We start from the raw sequence: 17389 nt of genomic DNA, 5'->3' as shown, positions 1-17389 counted from the left end.
TATTTCCAGATTGCATCGGCTGCGGGGCGGGCGCATGATGTGCCGCCGCCTTTGTTTTCAAGGACGTGCACATGTCTTCCGGAAAATCCCAGCAATACCCTGCCAAGGCCTACAAGGACGAGGATTTCATCAATGCGCCCGAAGGGCGTCCGGTGCGGATCCTGTCCGAATATCTCGAGCCGAAGGCCCGCTTTGCCGAATACAATGTCCAGGACACGATCCTGTTCTTCGGCTCGGCCCGGATACGCTCGCGTGAGGAGGCCGAGGCGGAGCTCGACGCCCTGCGCAAGGCCGGCGATGACGAGACACCGGCACTGAACAAGCTCAAACTCTCCGAATACTATGAATCGACGCGCGAACTCGCGGCGCGGCTGACGCAGTGGTCGAAGAGCCTGCGTGACAAGTCGGGCCGGCGTTTCGTGGTCTGCACGGGCGGCGGGCCGGGCATCATGGAGGCCGCCAATCGCGGAGCTTCGGAGGCCCATGGCGACAATATCGGTCTGGGCATCTCGCTGCCCTTCGAACAGGGCAATAATCCCTGGGTCACGCACGCACTCAGCTTCGAGTTCCACTATTTCTTCACGCGCAAATTCTGGTTCCTCTACCTGGCCAAGGCGCTGGTGTTGATGCCCGGCGGGTTCGGCACGATGGACGAGCTGTTCGAGACGCTGACCCTGCTGCAGACCGGCAAGATCAAGAAGCGCGTTCCGGTGGTGCTGTTCGGCACGGAATACTGGGACAAGGTGATGAATTTGGACACCATGGTCGAGTTCGGCACGATCGACGCAAAGGATCTGGATCTCATCTACCGGACGGATTCGGTCGACGACGCTTTCGCCTACATCACGCGGGAACTGGCGGAGCACGCTCTGCCGCATCCCGGCGGACGATTGTAGGAACGCACGCCGCACGCTTGCAGAGCGGCCATCACATTTTTTGTTTCCCCCTTGCCAAGTGCACAGATTTGAATCACGTTGGGCATGTGAACAATGTTCACTAAAGATAATGATTGGTCGCACCTGGGGAGGTAACGCGCCATGGGAACGCTCCGCGAGCTGTATCCGATACCGGATATCGACAAGCACTGGTCGGTTCCGCAGCAATTCGATGCCACGTTCGACTTCGAATACGACGAAGGTCGCACCACGCTCATGCACCTGTACCAGAAGGGCAAGGACATGCAGTGGGATGCGGTCAACCGCATCGACTGGGACCTCGAGCTCGACTTCGAAAACCCGATGCAGCTGCCCGATGAGGGCATCGCTCTGAAGGGCTCGCCGATCTGGGACAAGATGACGAAGAAGGAACAGATCGAGTTCCGCCGTCATTCCCAAGCCTGGAATATCTCCCAATTCATGCAGGGCGAGCAGGCCGCGCTGATCTGCGCCGCCAAGATTGTCGAATCGGTGCCGGATCTGGACGCCAAATTCTACGCCGCCACCCAGGTGATGGACGAGGCCCGCCATGTCGAGGCCTATCAGAAGCTGATGCAGAAATTCGGCGTCGCCTACCCGATGACCGAACCGCTTCGCCAGCTCGTCGACGAGGCGCTGCGCGACAGCCGCTGGGACTTCACCTATCTGGCCATGCAGGTCGTCATCGAAGGCCTGGCGCTGGCCGCCTTCGGCACGATCCGCGACCTCGCCCAGAACCCGCTCGCCAAGATGGTCAATGCCTATGTGATGGAAGACGAGGCACGCCATGTCGCCTTCGGCCGCCTGTCCCTGCGCGACTATTATCCGCAGCTCACCCAGGCCGAGCGTGACGAGCGCGAGGAATTCCTGGTCGAGGCCTGCTACCACATGCGCGACCGCTTCCAGGCGCGGGAGGTCTATGAGGTGATGGGCCTGCCGCTCGAGGAATGCCTGGAGTGGGCCGAGCAGTCCGAGATCAGCAAGTTGTTCAAGATGATGCTGTTCCAGCGCATCGTGCCGGTGGTGAAGGATATCGGTCTGTGGGGGCCGAAGATCCAGAAGGCGTATGCCGATATGGGCGTGCTGCACTATGCCGACCAGGATCTCGACCTGCTGGCCAAGCAGGACGAGGAGGTTGCCCGCGACCTGGACACCAAGCACCAGGATGTCCGCACAGCCTATGTGAAGGCCGTTGCCGGCGCCGCCGAATAAGCCAGACGCCGTATTGCCGGAAGCACTCGCCTGCTTCTGGCGCGGCGCGCCTGAGGGGACCCCGTCGCGGGTCCCTTTTTTGTGAGCGCTCTGGTGTCGCCTGAACCGCTGTCCTACATGCGCAGCGAGGAGGCCCGCCATGTCCCTGAAGCTCCGTCCGGCGACGCCGGAAGACATTCCCGTCCTGCAGCGCTGGGACGCCCAGCCGCATGTCATTGCCGCCACCGGCAGCGACGCGCCGCCGGACTGGGCTGAAGATATCAGTCTGACGGGCCCGGCTTTCCAGACGCTGATCGGCGATCACGGTGGGCGGCCTGTTGGTGTCGTGCAGATCATCGATCCGGCCGAGGAGCCGACCCGCTACTGGGGCGATTGCGAGCGGAACCTGCGGGCCATCGATATCTGGATCGGTGAGCCTGACTGCCTGGGGCAGGGCCTGGGGACCCAGATGATGACCCAGGCGATCGACCGCTGTTTTGCTCCGCCGGAGGTCACCGCGATCCTGATCGACCCCCTTTTGACGAATACCGGCGCCCAGCGTTTCTACCGGCGCCTGGGGTTCGAAGTGGTCGGGCCGCGCCGCTTTGGCGATGACGACTGCACAGTAATGCGCCTGACGCGGGCGGGTTGGGCAGGGCGCGGCCGGGCGGATCAGTGACCGGGTTCAATTGCGACGGGTGATGCAGACAAATCGATGTCGAAACAGGCCCTGCTGCCGGCTGGAGTTTGCTCGAACGTGAAGTGGCCGTTCAGTGAGCGGGCGCGCAGGCGGCAATTGTCGAGACCGTGTCCGCCATCATTGCGGGGCGGGACGTTTTTCGCATCGCCTGATCCATTGTCGGTGATCTGCGCTGACAGGCGGTTTTGGCTGAGCGTGGTCCGGATCGTCACCCGATCTCCGCCGGAATGCCGGATGGCGTTGCTTACACTCTCACGGAACAGTGCAAGCAGGTGCCGGTAGACGGCGTAGTCGAGCGGACATCCCCTTTCAATCTCATCGGTTGGCCAGTCCAGCGAGAAGCCCGCCGCTTCGCAGCGCGAGCGGGATTCTTCCTGCAGGTCGGCCAGGAGGTCAGCCAGTTCCCGCGGCTTTCCGGCCAATCCGGTGACGATGGTGCGGATGTCGGCCATGGCTTCACGTACATCCCGGCGCATACCGTTAGCATCGGGCCGGTGCAGGCTGATCATCAGCTTGCCACTCACATCGTCGTGCAGGTCGCGGGCAATACGATGCCGCTCCTCGGTCACGCCGGCCAGGTAGGCGTCACGCGTTGCGATGAGGCGCTCTGTCATTCGGACAAGGGCTCTTGCCGTGTCGAGATCGCCAGCTACAAAAGGCCGGCGCCCGGCATCCGCGTGCCGGCACACCAGGGCAGGGGCGCCGCCCAGCGCTGGCAAGCGCAGGACCGTACCGCTCCGCTCGATCGTCGGGTCTGCGAGCGGTGCGGGATCGACCTCGATCTCCAGCGGCTGGAAGCTCGCTTCAACGGCGGCGTGCCAACTTTCCGAGCGTTGATCCTCATGCGTTGCGAAGGCGAGGTCCGCCGCGCGCGATAGCGCGTGCTGCACGACAGCCAGGCGCCGGCGTTCCTGCCGCCGCGCCAGCCATTCCCGCAGCGGGAAATACACGAGGGCAGCGCCGGCGAAGGCGAGGCCCAGTGCCACATCCTGTTGCCGGGTCACAAAGGTCAGCAGGGCGATGTCCACGAGCAGGATCACGGCCAAAAAGGCTACGGACAGGACGATGTTGCGTACCCATCCGTCCAGCGAAAGCAGGCTGGTTCGCACGATCGCCGCGCCGATGCCGCAATAGATCAGGACAAAGAGCGGGAAGGCGGCGTCCTCGCCCAGGGTGACTTTCACAAAGCCTGAAATGGGAAGCAGGACGATCAGCGCATAGAGCGCGATGCCCAGCAGGATGGTGGCCAGAAGCATCACCAGCGAGGGGCGGATGATGGGGTCCTTGCGGCCGATCCAGAACTGGATGCCGACGAGCGCGAGCAGCACCAGATATTCCCCCATCTGGATGGAATAGGAGATGCGGGCATCCACAAAGAAACCGAGCGCGACAGCAGCGAGTGCGGCGATACCGCTCGCCACGGCTGTAGCAACCGCCATTCGGTGGGTGAGCAGGGCTTTGGGGAAGAGCAGGAAGACGAAGACGAATGCGAGGGCGAAGACGTGCAGAAAGGTCCCGTTCAACACGCTTGTTGCGATCGCGAGTTCGGGCGTTGTCAGCAGGCCGAATTGAGCTGACAGCCGATGCGTCAGCTCTGAGGCGAGCAGCATGCCTCCGACAATACTGTAGGCGCGGGCGGTCGGAAGTCGGGGCCGCGACGCCCAGACAGCCAGGCCGAACAGGGCGCCCAGAAGGGCGCTGGTAAGGCCCATCCAGTCACCGCCCTTGAAGTCACCCAGCCCGGCGGAGCGAGGCCGGATGTCGCGGACTTGCTGGACGCCGGACGGGTCAGTGAAGCGCGCTGACGTGGACAGGCCGGCACGAAGATGCTCTGCCAGCCGATGACGTTGCGGGGAGGACAGTGTCGGGTCAGCTGCCAAGTCTGCGGCGGGGATTACCAGTTCTTCGCCGGCAATGCCGCTGAACGACACAGGGGTGTTGGGGGCCAGATCGAACGGCTCCTGGCCGATGATGAGCAAGATGCTGTCGCGGGCCGGGTGGCGCTCTGCGGCGAGGTTGGCGCTGTCCAGGGACAGAACAAGCCAGATAAAGCCAAGCGTCGCCAGTACCATCGCAACGGCGGTGAAGCGGGCGATGGTGTGGGGCGCCTGATAAGCTTGTCGGCGCGCAGCGTTCGGCCTTGAAGTGTCTATCGTCCTGCCGGCGTCAATGCCGCCCCCGTTCTCCGGCTTCTGCGCCGATTCCCCCATCATTCGGGCAGATTACTCCACGCCGCCAGCGTGTGCAGCGCAAAACCGGCTCAGTCCTCGTTGAAGCTGTAGGGCGAGGCGCGCAGCATGTGGCTGTCGAGCACGAGTTTGCGGTTGAGCGGCGGGAAGGCGCGCTGGGCACAGTCTTCCCGGTCGCACAGGCGGCAGGTTATGCCGACGGCGGCCGGTTCGGCGCTGGCGACCGCGTCGGCATGGATGATTTTCGGCGCATGCTCGAGGGCGCATCCCAGCGCGATGGCATGGACGACCGGCGGGTGTCCGGCCGGGGCGGGCGATATCTGCCCGCGGGCGAGGGAGAGCATCGCCGTGCCGTCGGGCAGTTCGAAGGTCTGGGCGATCAGGCGTTCGGGCGTGTGCAGGGCGTCATAGAGATTCCATTTCGGGCATCCCCCGCCGGACCTGGCAAACGGCATGATACCGCCGCCGAACCGCTTGGACACATTCCCCGCGCTGTCGACACGGATCATGAAGAAGGGCAAGCCTCGGGCGCCGGGCCGCTGAAGCGTTGTCAGGCGATGGCAGATCTGTTCGAAACTGACCTCGAAGCGCCGCTGCAGCCGATCGATATCGTAGCGCGTGTCCTCGGCGGTCTTCAGGAAGGGCGCATAGGGCATGTGAACTGCGCCGGCGAAATAGTTGGCCAGACCGACACGGTAGAGCTTGCGGCCTTCCTCGGCCGGCAGGTGAGGCTCGGCAGACAGTTTATCCAGCAAATCGCCGAGTTCGAGATTGGCCAGGACGACCGCCATATGAAAGGCGCGCGAGCCTGCAGAGAGGGCTTCGGAGAGCAACAGGCGCCGGCCGTGAAAATCGAGGCGGCGGCGCGCGCCTGCCATGATGTCTTCGTCCAGCACGCGCATGGTGAAGCCATGGGTATGTTGCAGGTAATCAGCCAGTTGCTGTTCGCGCCGGTGGGTACGCAAACCGATCCGCTCGACGAGCGCTTCGGCGGCCTCCTCAAGTTCAGGAAAGTGGTTGTGGCGGGCATCCAGCGCATCGCGCACGCTTTCCAGCACGGCACCGGGGCCACCGGTCGCAGCGCCCGGCCCCGACATGCGCGTGGCAAGGTCGGCGGTGGCCGCCGTGGTTTCGCGATAGGCCTGGAAAAGACGGGCAAAGGCTTCGGCCGCGCGCGGCTGGCTGTCGGCAAACTCGGACAATTCCATCCGGTCCATGCCCAGGCCCGAAAGGACGGGGTCGGCGGCCGCTTCCTGTAGGTCTGCGACAAGCTGACGGTCGCTCTCATTGGCAAAGGCGCGCACATCGACATCGAAAGCGTCGGCGAGGGCCAGCAGGACGCGGGCCGTCACCGGCCGCTGATTGCGTTCCAGCAGGTTGAGATAGCTGGCTGACAGGCCCAGCGCTTCGGCAGCTTCGGCCTGTGTCAGTCCGCGTTCACGACGCAATCGCCGCAGGCGCGCGCCGGCAAAGATCTTCTCGAGGCCCTGTCCGTCATTCATTTTTGTGCTCAAATTTACAAAGTGACATCGTTACAATGTAATTATCATACATGCCATCCTCTTTATAGGAAAAGCCATATCGACACCATCCCTGCCGTTTGACAGCTTGGTTGCAACGCAACAGGCATCTGCCCCAACCCATCAGGGAGACGAGAATGACGACTTTCAAGGATCTGGTTCCGAGTGCTCCGGAAGGCCGTTTCGACGGTATCGAGCGTCCCTACACGCCCGAAGACGTCGCCAAGCTGCGCGGTTCCGTGCAGATCCAGCACACGCTGGCCGAGCGCGGTGCGGTGAAGCTGTGGGAGCTGCTCAAGACCGAGCCCTACATCAACGCGCTGGGTGCCCTGTCGGGCAATCAGGCCATGCAGATGGTCCGGGCTGGCCTGAAGGCGATCTATCTGTCGGGCTGGCAGGTTGCCGCCGACGCCAACACCGCTGGCGCCATGTATCCGGACCAGTCGCTCTATCCGGCTAATTCCGCGCCGGAACTGGCCAAGAAGATCAATCGCACCCTGCAGCGCGCAGACCAGATCGAAGTGTCGGAAAACGGCAAGCCGAGCCGCGACTGGTTTGCCCCGATCGTGGCGGACGCGGAAGCCGGTTTCGGCGGCACGCTGAACTGCTTCGAGATCATGAAGGCCTTCATCGAGGCGGGCGCTTCCGGCGTCCACTTCGAAGATCAGGTCGCAGCTGAAAAGAAGTGCGGTCACCTGGGCGGCAAGGTCCTGATCCCGACCAGCCAGCATGAGCGCAATCTCGCTGCAGCGCGTCTCGCTGCCGATGTGATGGGTGTGTCGACGATTACCGTCGCCCGCACCGATGCGGAATCGGCGACGCTGATCAATTCCGATATCGACGAGCGCGATCATGAATTCATCGATTTCGATGCCGGCCGCACGCCGGAAGGCTTCTTCCGTCTGAAGGAAGGTATGGGCGTCGATCACTGCATCAAGCGCGGTCTGGCTTATGCCAAGGTGGCTGACCTGTTGTGGTGGGAAACCTCCAAGCCGAACCTGGACGAGGCCAAGCGCTTTGCCGAGGCGGTCCAGAAGGCCTATCCGGGCAAGATGATGGCCTATAACTGCTCGCCCTCCTTCAACTGGGAGGCCAATCTCGACAAGGCCACGATCGAGACCTACCAGCGTGAGCTGGGCGCGATGGGCTACAAGTTCCAGTTCGTCACCCTGGCCGGCTTCCACCAGCTCAACCACGGCATGTTCCAGCTGGCTTCCGGCTACCGCGACCGTGGCATGGGCGCCTATTCCGAACTGCAGCAGGCCGAGTTTGCGTCTGAAGCCGATGGCTACACCGCCACGCGCCACCAGCGCGAAGTGGGCACGGGCTATTTCGACAAGGTGAACCTGGCCATTTCGGGCGGCACCTCGTCGACCACGGCGATGGGCGCTTCGACCGAGACCGCGCAGTTCCACGCTGCCGAATAGAGCGCAGGCCCTGCCCGAGCCTGTACACCGGGGTGCGCATCCCCAAGGCGCACCCCGGAACTGCCTCCAACCCCACAGGAGCAAGCCATGACACTCATTGCACCGTCCGGCGTCGAAGTTCTGGGCCATCTCGAGCCCGGCTATGGCGACATCCTTACCCATGAAGCGCTGAACTTCCTGGCCGGCCTGCACCGCCGGTTCGAGAAGCGCCGCCAGTCCCTGCTGCGCTACCGCAAGGAACGCCAGGCCGAGCTCGATCAGGGCGCGCTCTTGATGTTCCCCCACGAGACGGCCGATATCCGGGCCGGCGAGTGGACCGTGCGTCCCGCGCCTGCCGATCTGCAGGACCGCCGGGTGGAAATTACCGGACCGGTTGACCGCAAGATGGTGGTGAATGCCCTCAATTCCGGCGCCAAATGCTTCATGGCGGATTTCGAGGACGCGACCGCGCCGCTTTGGTCCAACCTGCTCGACGGCCAGATCAATCTGCGCGACGCGAATCGCCGCGAGATCGACTTTACCGACGAGAAATCCGGCAAGCGCTACCAGGTCAATGACGACGCGGCGGTGCTGATCGTCCGCCCGCGCGGCTGGCATCTCGACGAACGTCACGTCCATATCAACGGCCACGCCCTGTCCGGCTCGCTGTTCGATTTCGGTCTCTACGTCTTCCACAATCACGAGGCGCTGAAGGAGCGTGGCACCGCGCCATACTTCTACCTGCCCAAGCTGGAAAGCCGTCTGGAAGCGCGTCTGTGGAGCCTGGTCTTCCAGCATGCCGAGGACGAGCTGGGCCTGGAGCGCGGCACGCTGCGCGCCACGGTGCTGATCGAGACGCTGCCGGCGGCTTTCGAATTGGACGAGATCCTCTACGAGCTGAAGGACCACATCGTCGGTCTCAATTGCGGCCGCTGGGACTATATCTTCAGCTATATCAAGCGCCTGCGGTCACGTGCTGAACATGTCCTGCCGGACCGCTCGGCGGTGACCATGACCGTGCCCTTCATGGCGGCCTATTCGCGCCGGGTGATTTCGGTCTGCCATCGCCGGGGGGCACACGCCATGGGCGGCATGTCGGCCTTCATCCCGGTCAAGGGCGATGAAAAGGCCAATGCCGCGGCCACCGAACAGGTGCGCCAGGACAAGCTGCGCGAAGTAAAGAACGGCCATGACGGCACCTGGGTGGCCCACCCGGACCTCGTGCCCGTCGCGATGGAAGTCTTCGATCAGCACATGAAAGGGCCGAACCAGATCAATCGTCCGGCCGACCCGCATGATCTGCCGGTGACGACACAGCAATTGCTGGCGGCGCCGGAGGGCGAGATCACCGATCATGGCGTCGGCGACAATATCGACGTTGCCATCCGCTATATCGCTGCCTGGCTGGGCGGTCGCGGTGCCGTGCCGATCCGCAACCTGATGGAGGATGCGGCGACCGCCGAGATCGCCCGCGCCCAGCTGTGGCAATGGCGCCGTTTCGACAAGTCCACGAAGGAGGGCACCGCGATCACTGCGGCCTTCCTGGAAAACAAGATCGCTGACATCTGTGCGGCCATTCAGGACGAAGTGCCCGGCCAGGACGAGCTGTGCGACCGGATCCAGACGGCAGCAGACATCCTCTCCGACCTGGTCCTTTCGGACGAGTTCACCGAATTCCTGACCCTGCCGGCCTATGACCGGGTTACGGCAGAGCTCAAGGCACCGATGCGTCTGATGGAGTTCGAGGATTGAGTGAATAACAAGAGCTGATGACGGTTGGTCGTCTCAGGAGCGGGGCCCGGTCCAGGTTTCAAGCCAGGATCGGGCTTCGCCGTATTCGGAGAAGACCCGGAACTGGCCGCCGACCAGAAAGCCCTTGGTCTGGAACAGCATGGCCTGGTCCTTGTGGCGCTCGGCATGGAAGATATGGGCGGCTTTCAGGCGGGCCGCCGGCATGCGGAACCAGTCATCGGTCAATGTCATGAACTCGATCGTCGACAGGCTGATCTCGGCATCGCGCCAGTCGGCGAGCAGGGCCGAATAAGCTGCGCTCTCTTCCGAGATGCGCGCCAGGTCTCCGGCAACCCCGTCGGGTGTCAGTGTCCCGGAAAAACGGACAAGAAGAAGACTGGCCGGAGAACCGGTTTCCAGGATGACGGGCATGGCACTCACCAAAACGCTACACGCCGCTAGGGCGGTATCGTCGGTAACAGCGCCATGCCGAGTCGGGGAAGGCCGTGGCGCAGCCCGGCGGCTACGCATCTCAGCCCGTAATTCTAGCCCGTGACGGCGCTTGCAACCGGGCGTGTATATCCGCACAGGTCCGCAAGCTTCCAGCCTTCCGCCGTCATCTCGAAACGGCAGGAGAGATAGTCACGCCGGGAGACGCCATAGGGTGGCGGGGCATCGGCGAGCGGGGTTTCCGCCGCCGGTGATACGCGGTCGAACCGGCTGTGCGGGTAGACCAGAACTTGCCGCACCGTCTCGCTGTCCGGGGCCGACGGATCGTCAATGATGCAGAGCGGTGGTTGGGACAGGATGCCGACCACCGTACCGTCAGTGATGCCGCCATAGCCCCACAAATGTCCGCGCACAGCCGGCGAGCCGCTGATCAGCGCGTTGCGCAGGGCGCCCGGCGCCGTCGCTGTCGCCAGGGCATTGGGATTGTGACTGATCACGCCGGAAAAGGCTGCCATCTCGTAAGATTGAGGGGCCCGGCAGGCAGGAACGGTCTCCGTGGCACAGCCGGCAAGCAGCGCGGTGGCTCCGGTGGTGAGGACGGCAAGTCGAATACGCAAGGCTTGAACTCCGGTCACTGCGATGCCCCGCGTCCGCTATAGCCGGTTTCCCCGGCAACGGCGAGAGGCGAGGGGGCTAGCGGTTCTTCCGGTTCTCGATCAGATCCTCCACCACGGACGGATCCGCCAGGGTGGAGGTGTCGCCCAGATTGGAGAAGTCGTTCTCCGCGATCTTGCGCAGGATGCGCCGCATGATCTTGCCCGAGCGAGTCTTGGGCAGGCTGGGTGCGAACTGGATCAGGTCCGGCGTTGCTACCGGCCCGATCTCCTGGCGCACCCAGGCCTTGATCTCGGCGACATCCTCGTTCTCGGCTTTGCGCCCGCCCATCAGGGTGACGTAGCAATAGATGCCCTGGCCCTTCACATCATGGGGATAGCCGACCACGGCGGCTTCCGCGATATCGTCATGGGAGACCAGCGCGCTCTCGATTTCCGCCGTGCCGAGCCGGTGGCCGGACACATTCAGCACATCGTCGACCCGGCCGGTTATCCACCAATAGTCTTCGGCGTCGCGCCGGGCACCGTCGCCGGTGAAGTAATAGCCCGGATAGGCGGTGAAATAGGTATCGATAAAGCGCTGGTGATCGCCATAGACGGTGCGCATCTGGCCGGGCCAGGAGCGGGCAATCACAAGATTGCCCTCGGCTGCGCCATTGTCGGCGAGGCGGTTGCCCCCGGCATCCATCAGGGCCGGTTCGACCCCGAAGAAGGGCCGTGTCGCGGAACCCGGCTTCATCTCGGTTGCACCGGGCAGGGGGGTGATCAGTGCGCCGCCTGTCTCGGTCTGCCACCAGGTATCCACGATCGGACAGCGTTCGTCGCCGACCACGCGGTAATACCAGCACCAGGCTTCCGGATTGATCGGCTCGCCCACCGTACCCAGCAAACGCAGCGAGGCGCGCGAATGCTTCTTCACGGGTTCATCGCCCTCGCGCATCAGGGCGCGGATGGCAGTCGGGGCGGTGTAGAAAGTGTTGACCTTGTGCTTGTCGATCACCTGCCAGAACCGGTCCGGCCCCGGCCAGGTTGGTACGCCCTCGAACATCAGCGTCGTCGCGCCGTTCGCCAGCGGGCCGTAGACGATATAGGTGTGCCCCGTCACCCAGCCGACATCGGCCGTGCACCAGTAGATTTCGCCCGGCCGGTAGTCGAATACGTATTCATGCGTCATCGACGCCCAGACCATGTAGCCGCCTGTCGTGTGCAGCACGCCCTTGGGTTTGCCGGTCGAGCCGGAGGTGTAGAGGATGAAGAGCGGATCCTCGGCGTTCATCGGTTCCGGATCGCAGTTCGCATCCTGTCCCGCGACCAGCGTGGCGTAGTCCACATCGCGGGTCCCGTCCCAAGCGATTTCGGCGCCGGTGCGGCGGACGACGATCACCTGGTCGACATCGCCGGCGCTCTCAACCGCCTTGTCGACATTGGCCTTCAGCGGAATTGTCTTGCCGCCGCGCAGGCCTTCATCAGCCGTGATCACGAAGCGGCTCTCGCAATCGGAAATCCGGCCCGCCAGCGCGTCCGGCGAGAAGCCGCCGAACACGACCGAATGGACCGCGCCGATCCGGGCACAGGCCAGCATGGCGTAGGCAGCCTCCGGGATCATCGGCATGTAGATCGTGACCCGGTCGCCCTTCTGGACGCCGATGGATTTCAGCCCGTTGGCCAGGCGGCACACAGCCTCGTGCAGCTGGCGGTAGGTAATCGCCTTGTCGTCAGCCGGATCGTCGCCCTCCCAAAGGATCACCGTCTCGTCGGCGCGTTCGGCGAGGTGGCGGTCGATACAGTTGGCCGAGGCGTTCAGCTTGCCGTCGGCAAACCAGCGGATGTGCAGATCGTCCTTGTCCCAGGACACGTCGGAGATTTCCGTGAAGGGCGTGATCCAGTCGATCCGCCGCGCCTCCTCGCGCCAGAACCCGTCCGGATCCTCAAGCGAGCGGCGATACATCTGCGTATAGCGTTCCGCATTGATCAGCGCGGTTTCGGCGCGGCCTTCCGGGACCGGGTAGATTTCGTCGGGATCGTGATGGGACATGAGGGCACTCCCCGGGCGTTCTTGGCAGATTGTGATTGTTGGGATGCACGATAACGCGTTGCCGGTCGTGCGCAATTGCCGGTGCCGAACTATCCCTCGGCGCGCAGCGTGGTCGCCGGGTCGAGGGTGCGCAGGGCGGCGTAGTGGGACAGGAAGACCTGGCCGGACAATTCGTCGAACAGGCCGGCCTTGATAAGCCCGTCGGCGACCGGGCCCTTCACTTCGGACAGGTGCAGGCGGATGCCCGCTTCCTGAAGCCGGGCATTGATGGTGCGCAGACTGCCGAGCGCGCTCGCATCAACGAAATTCACGGCGGGGAACATCAGGACGAGATCGGTCATCTCCGGCTCGCCTGCTGCGATCCGTGCGATCAACTCTTCGAGGAAGCGCGCATTGGCAAAGTAGAGCGCGCTGTCGATCCGCAGCGAGACCACGTGCGGCGAGACGATCACATCATGCCGGTCGACATTGCGGAAATGATGCGTGCCCGGCACCTGTCCCAGCCGGGCCCAGTGCGGCCGCATGGTGCGCTGGAGCACCAGGCCGACCGAGACGGCAACGCCCAGGGTCAGGCCGAACTCGATACCCAGGAAGAGCACGCCGAACAGGGTCAGGAAGGCCGCCGCACCATCGGAGCGGGAATAGGTCCAGGCGTGCCAGGCGCCCTTGAAGTCCGCGAGTTTCCAGATCGCTGCCAGGATGGTCGCAGCGAGCGTGGCCTTGGGCAGATGGTGAAAGGCCGGGGTGAGGAAGGCTGCGACGAGCAGGATGAGCAGCGCCGTGAAAACGCCGGCATAGGGTGTGCGGGCACCGGCGGTCTCGTTGACGACCGAGCGTGCGAAGCCGCCCGTCACCGGATAGCCGCCGGTCAGCGCCGCTGCGGCATTGGCCGCGCCCAGGCCGAAAAGCTCGCGATTGGGCTGGATGTGTTCGCGGTGCTTGGCGGCCAGAGACTGGCCGACCGAGACGCTCTCGACGAAACCGATCAGCGAGATCAGGGCTGCCGGACCGAGCAGGGCACGCCAGGTCTGGAGATCGACCGTCGGGAATTGCAGCGGCGGCAGGCCGGAGGGCAGGCTGCCGACGATCGCGAGGCCGGTCTGTTCGTTGAGGTGCAGGGACCACGCGGCGATTGTCGCCGCGGCAACCAGGGCAGCTGGCGCTGCGCGCACCAGGCTGTCGCTCAGGGCCTGGTCCAGGCCGATGCGCTGCAGCAGGGCCGGCAGGACACTCCGCGCCATCAACAGGAAAGCCAGGCTGGCTCCGCCCACCAGCAGCGCGATCCCGTCAAAGCCGGCGAGGTCCTGGGCGAAGGTCATCACCAGTTCAGGCAGGGTCGCACCATGCATGTCGATCCCCAGCATGTGACGCAGCTGGCTGGCAATGATCAACACGGTTGAAGCGGTGATGAAGGCGTCCACCACCGGTCGGCTGAGGAAATTCGCGACACTGCCGAGGCGAAATACGCCGAACAGCAGGAGAAAGAGGCTCGAGAGGAGCGCCAGCGCCCCGGCCGCAGCGATTTGGTCGGCGGGGTTGTCGAGGCCAAGCGAGCCGACAGCGGCGGCCGTCATCAGCGAAACGACGGCAACAGGACCGACCGCGAGTACGCGACTCGACCCGAACAGGGCATAGGCGATCAGCGGGGCGATGGACGCGTAGAGCCCTGCCTGCGCCGGCAGCCCCGCCAGCAGCGCATAGGCCAGGCTCTGCGGGATCAGCAGGATGGCGGTGACCACGCTCGCCAGTGCATCCGCGCTCAGCGTCGCGCGGTCATAGGTTTTCAGCCAGCCGAGACCCGGCAGGAAACGGGCGGCGCGATCGATGAAGGTGTCAGACCGCATCGATCGGCAGTTTGAGATAGCGCACGCCGTTGGCGGCCGGCTCGGGCAGATTGCCGGCGCGCATATTGATCTGCACCGAGGGCAGGATCAGGCGGGGCATATCCAGCGTCGCATCACGCTCGGTCCGCCAGGTTACGAACTCCTCCTCGCTGGTCTGGGCATTGAGATGGATATTGCCGGCCTTTTCCTCGGCCACCGTGCTCTCCCAGGCAAAGAAATCGCGGCCCGGCGCCTTGTAGTCGTGGCACATGAAAAGACGGGTTTCGTCCGGCAAGGCGTAGATCTTTTGCACCGAGTGATAGAGCTGGCGCGCATCGCCGCCCGGGAAGTCGCAGCGGGCCGTACCGAAATCCGGCATGAACAGCGTGTCGCCGACAAAGGCCGCATCGCCGATATGATAGACCATGCAGGCCGGGGTATGGCCCGGTGTGTGCATCGCCTCGGCCTCGATATTGCCGATCTTGAAGGTCTCGCCATCCTTGAAGAGATGACCGAATTGCGAGCCGTCGCGGGCGAAATCCGGGCCGGCATCGAACAGGTCGCCGAAGACTTTCTGGACGTCGGTGACATGGCCGCCAATCCCGATCCTGCCGCCCAGCCGGCTCTGGATATAGGGCGCCGCCGACAGGTGATCGGCGTGGACATGGGTTTCCAGGATCCAGTCGACCGTCAGGCCGGCTGCTTTCACATGTTCGATGATCGCATTGGCCGAATGGGTCGCCGTGCGGCCGGAGGCCTGGTCGAAATCGAGCACGCTGTCGATGATCGCCGCGCGGTCCGTCTCGGGATCCGACACGACATAGGAGATCGTGAACGTATCCGGGTCGAAGAAGGACTTTACGGCAAGCTGGGACATGATGGTGGCGGGCTCCTGGCGGATTACTCGGACTCGATATAGGTTATGTGCGTATTCATGCAAATATGAAACTATGCGGCGCGCGGTCGCAGGCGGCGACTGTCTAGCCTATCCGGAGGGTCGGCAATAGGTGTCGTAGAGGGTGGATATCAGGTGTTCCAGCCGCGTGTCGGCGAGGGCGTAGTAGATGGTCTGACCGTCGCGCCGCGTGCGCACCAGCCCCTTATTGCGCAGGATCGCCAATTGCTGCGACATCGCCTGGGCCCGCATGTCCAGCGCCTCGGCGAGCTCGCCGACGGACCGCTCCTTTTCCACCATGGCACACATGGCCAGTAGGCGGTTGGGGTGGGCGAGGGTCTTCATGATCTCGGATACTTCCTCGGCGACGGGCCGCATCTCGTCGTATTGCATGGTGTTCCTGCAGTAATTTGTAGCTACAGGGGTGTGTAGGTGATTGCGGGGTGTGGGGGAAGGGGGGCTTTCCTCCCCATTTCATGGGGAGGGGGACCCGTGAAACGGGGGAGGGGCCGCCGCGATACGCGGCGGAATGGCGGTGCCTCGCTCGACGGTCGTTCGCGGCCTGCGGCCGCGCCCCCTTCGACCCGAGGCTTTGCCTCGCCCACTTCCCCGCGATGCGGGAAGAAAGAGAGCTGCACTGCACCCCGCACTGAACTGAGCTATTGTGTTAGCGCGCTAACACGTTATACCAGCCCCCAAGGAGACCGACCCATGGACGACCTGTCTGAAAACACGCGCGCTTCGGCGCCGGATCTGGCGCCGCTTAGCGAGGCGCTGCTCGCCCTGCGCGATGAGCGAGAGGCCGATCGCTTCCTGCGCGATCTGCTGACGCCAGGCGAGATCCGCACGCTCGTGGAGCGCTGGCGCGTGGCGCGGCTGCTGGACGAGGGCGGTCATTCCTATCGCGAGATTGCCGAAATGACCGGCGCTTCAACCACGACGGTGACCCGGGTCGCCCGTTTCCTCAGCCAGGAGCCCTGGCAGGGCTACCGCACCATTCTCGACCGCCTCAAGGAGCCGAAATCGTGACTTCCCCGCGTCTGCGTATCGCCGTTCAAAGCAAGGGCCGCCTCGCCGAGGGCGGTATGGACCTGTTGAAGCGCTGCGGCCTTCGTTTCGCTTATGGCCGGGACAAGTTGCACCAGCGGGCCGAGAACATGGCGGTCGACCTTATGCTGGTCCGCGATGACGACATCCCCAATTTCGTGGCGTCCGGGGCGTGCGATTACGGCATCGTCGGCGAGAATGTGCTGCGCGAGGAACAGGCGGCCGGTGGACGGGCCCGTGAGCTGGATGTGGCGCTGCGCTTGGGGTTTGCCAGCTGCACGCTGAAACTGGCTGCTGCACAGGGTGGAGAAATCCGCTCGTCTGCCGATCTGGCGGGCAAGGCTGTTGCGACCTCCTATCCCGCGCTCACCGCACAGTATCTGCGCGACCGGGGGATTGAGGCTGAAATCGTCGAGATGCGCGGTTCGGTAGAAGTCGCGCCGCGCCTGCGCATTGCCGACGCGATCTGCGATCTCGTTTCATCCGGTGCGACGCTGCAGGCGAACGGGCTGGCGGCTTTCGAGACCGTGCTGGAGAGCGAGGCCGTTCTGATCCGGCGCAGTGCTGGCCGCGATCCCCAGACCGATGCGGTGGCGAACGTGCTGATGCGCCGGGCCGAGGGTGTGATCGCCAGCTCGCAGACTAAATACATCATGCTCAATGCGCCCAAGGACAGGCTGGAGGCGATCCGGGCCCTCCTGCCGGGTGCCGACGCGCCGACCATCGCCCAGGTCGCCGGGCGGGATGATGTGGTGGCCATGCATGCGGTCTGCCGTGAACGGGTGTTCTGGGAAACCCTGGAAGCCCTGGAAGCGGAGGGCGCGCGCGCCATCCTCGTTCTGCCCATCGAGAAAATGCTCGCCTGAGGTTCGCC

Annotated in this window: 15 protein-coding genes; 7 read left to right on the top strand and 8 right to left on the bottom strand. The window is 64.1% G+C overall.

From position 1 onward, the window contains the following. Nucleotides 1-71: 71 nt before the first annotated feature. The 3 genes from ACXAJV_RS14425 (at nucleotide 72) to ACXAJV_RS14415 (ending at nucleotide 2784) form a co-directional block, all read left to right on the top strand. Nucleotides 72-896, top strand: coding sequence for an LOG family protein (locus tag ACXAJV_RS14425; RefSeq protein ID WP_475086132.1), 825 nt, complete (start codon nucleotides 72-74; stop codon nucleotides 894-896). Nucleotides 897-1037: 141 nt separating this feature from the next. Then, the gene (locus ACXAJV_RS14420) at nucleotides 1038-2126 is read left to right on the top strand and encodes a ferritin-like domain-containing protein (protein ID WP_475086131.1); all 1089 of its coding nucleotides are present in this window, start codon (nucleotides 1038-1040) and stop codon (nucleotides 2124-2126) included. Nucleotides 2127-2265: 139 nt separating this feature from the next. Continuing rightward, nucleotides 2266-2784, top strand: coding sequence for a GNAT family N-acetyltransferase (locus ACXAJV_RS14415; protein WP_475086130.1), 519 nt, complete (start codon nucleotides 2266-2268; stop codon nucleotides 2782-2784). Here the strand turns inward: ACXAJV_RS14415 and ACXAJV_RS14410 are convergent. Together ACXAJV_RS14410 and ACXAJV_RS14405 are read right to left on the bottom strand one after the other, a co-directional pair. Next, nucleotides 2778-5018 (bottom strand): sensor histidine kinase, encoded by a 2241-nt coding sequence (locus ACXAJV_RS14410; RefSeq protein ID WP_475086129.1) that lies wholly within the window; start codon nucleotides 5016-5018, stop codon nucleotides 2778-2780. The two genes, ACXAJV_RS14415 and ACXAJV_RS14410, sit on opposite strands and share 7 nt — an antisense overlap. Before the next feature lie 47 nt (nucleotides 5019-5065). Continuing rightward, complete coding sequence (locus ACXAJV_RS14405) at nucleotides 5066-6496, bottom strand: helix-turn-helix domain-containing protein (protein ID WP_475086128.1); 1431 nt, start codon at nucleotides 6494-6496, stop codon at nucleotides 5066-5068. Between the two features lie 155 nt (nucleotides 6497-6651). Between ACXAJV_RS14405 and aceA the strand changes: the two genes are divergently transcribed. Next, a complete protein-coding gene (aceA, locus tag ACXAJV_RS14400) occupies nucleotides 6652-7941 on the top strand; it encodes an isocitrate lyase (RefSeq protein WP_291888245.1) in 1290 nt (429 codons plus the stop codon). Nucleotides 7942-8028: 87 nt separating this feature from the next. Further along, nucleotides 8029-9672, top strand: coding sequence for a malate synthase A (gene aceB / locus ACXAJV_RS14395; RefSeq protein ID WP_475086127.1), 1644 nt, complete (start codon nucleotides 8029-8031; stop codon nucleotides 9670-9672). A gap of 33 nt (nucleotides 9673-9705) precedes the next feature. On the opposite strand, the gene ACXAJV_RS14390 is transcribed toward aceB, so the two are convergent. From ACXAJV_RS14390 to ACXAJV_RS14365, 6 genes are all read right to left on the bottom strand, one after another. Continuing rightward, nucleotides 9706-10083: a hypothetical protein gene (locus ACXAJV_RS14390; RefSeq protein ID WP_475086126.1), complete on the bottom strand. Its 378-nt coding sequence runs from the start codon at nucleotides 10081-10083 to the stop codon at nucleotides 9706-9708. Between the two features lie 113 nt (nucleotides 10084-10196). Beyond that, complete coding sequence (locus tag ACXAJV_RS14385; protein WP_475086125.1) at nucleotides 10197-10718, bottom strand: hypothetical protein; 522 nt, start codon at nucleotides 10716-10718, stop codon at nucleotides 10197-10199. 76 nt (nucleotides 10719-10794) lie between these two features. Beyond that, the gene (gene acs / locus ACXAJV_RS14380; RefSeq protein WP_475086124.1) at nucleotides 10795-12750 is read right to left on the bottom strand and encodes an acetate--CoA ligase; all 1956 of its coding nucleotides are present in this window, start codon (nucleotides 12748-12750) and stop codon (nucleotides 10795-10797) included. A gap of 89 nt (nucleotides 12751-12839) precedes the next feature. Beyond that, nucleotides 12840-14594 (bottom strand): SulP family inorganic anion transporter, encoded by a 1755-nt coding sequence (locus ACXAJV_RS14375; protein ID WP_475086123.1) that lies wholly within the window; start codon nucleotides 14592-14594, stop codon nucleotides 12840-12842. Beyond that, a complete protein-coding gene (locus tag ACXAJV_RS14370) occupies nucleotides 14584-15450 on the bottom strand; it encodes an MBL fold metallo-hydrolase (protein ID WP_475086122.1) in 867 nt (288 codons plus the stop codon). Before ACXAJV_RS14370 ends, ACXAJV_RS14375 begins: the two co-directional genes overlap by 11 nt. Before the next feature lie 108 nt (nucleotides 15451-15558). Further along, entirely contained in the window at nucleotides 15559-15861 is a 303-nt protein-coding gene (locus ACXAJV_RS14365) for an ArsR/SmtB family transcription factor (protein WP_475086121.1), read from the bottom strand. A 318-nt stretch (nucleotides 15862-16179) separates the two neighbouring features. Between ACXAJV_RS14365 and ACXAJV_RS14360 the strand changes: the two genes are divergently transcribed. Both ACXAJV_RS14360 and hisG read left to right on the top strand, forming a co-directional pair. Then, nucleotides 16180-16497 carry a YerC/YecD family TrpR-related protein gene (locus ACXAJV_RS14360; protein WP_475086120.1) on the top strand — a complete coding sequence of 106 codons (318 nt, stop codon included), beginning with the start codon at nucleotides 16180-16182 and terminating at the stop codon, nucleotides 16495-16497. After that, the gene (gene hisG / locus ACXAJV_RS14355) at nucleotides 16494-17381 is read left to right on the top strand and encodes an ATP phosphoribosyltransferase (protein WP_475086119.1); all 888 of its coding nucleotides are present in this window, start codon (nucleotides 16494-16496) and stop codon (nucleotides 17379-17381) included. The genes ACXAJV_RS14360 and hisG overlap by 4 nt, the downstream gene beginning before the upstream one ends. Nucleotides 17382-17389: the final 8 nt, after the last annotated feature.

The sequence above is a fragment of the Maricaulis sp. ABE4_448 genome (assembly GCF_056160825.1).
Note: the sequence above shows the minus strand (reverse complement) of the source record. Positions and strands in the feature narration are given on the sequence as shown.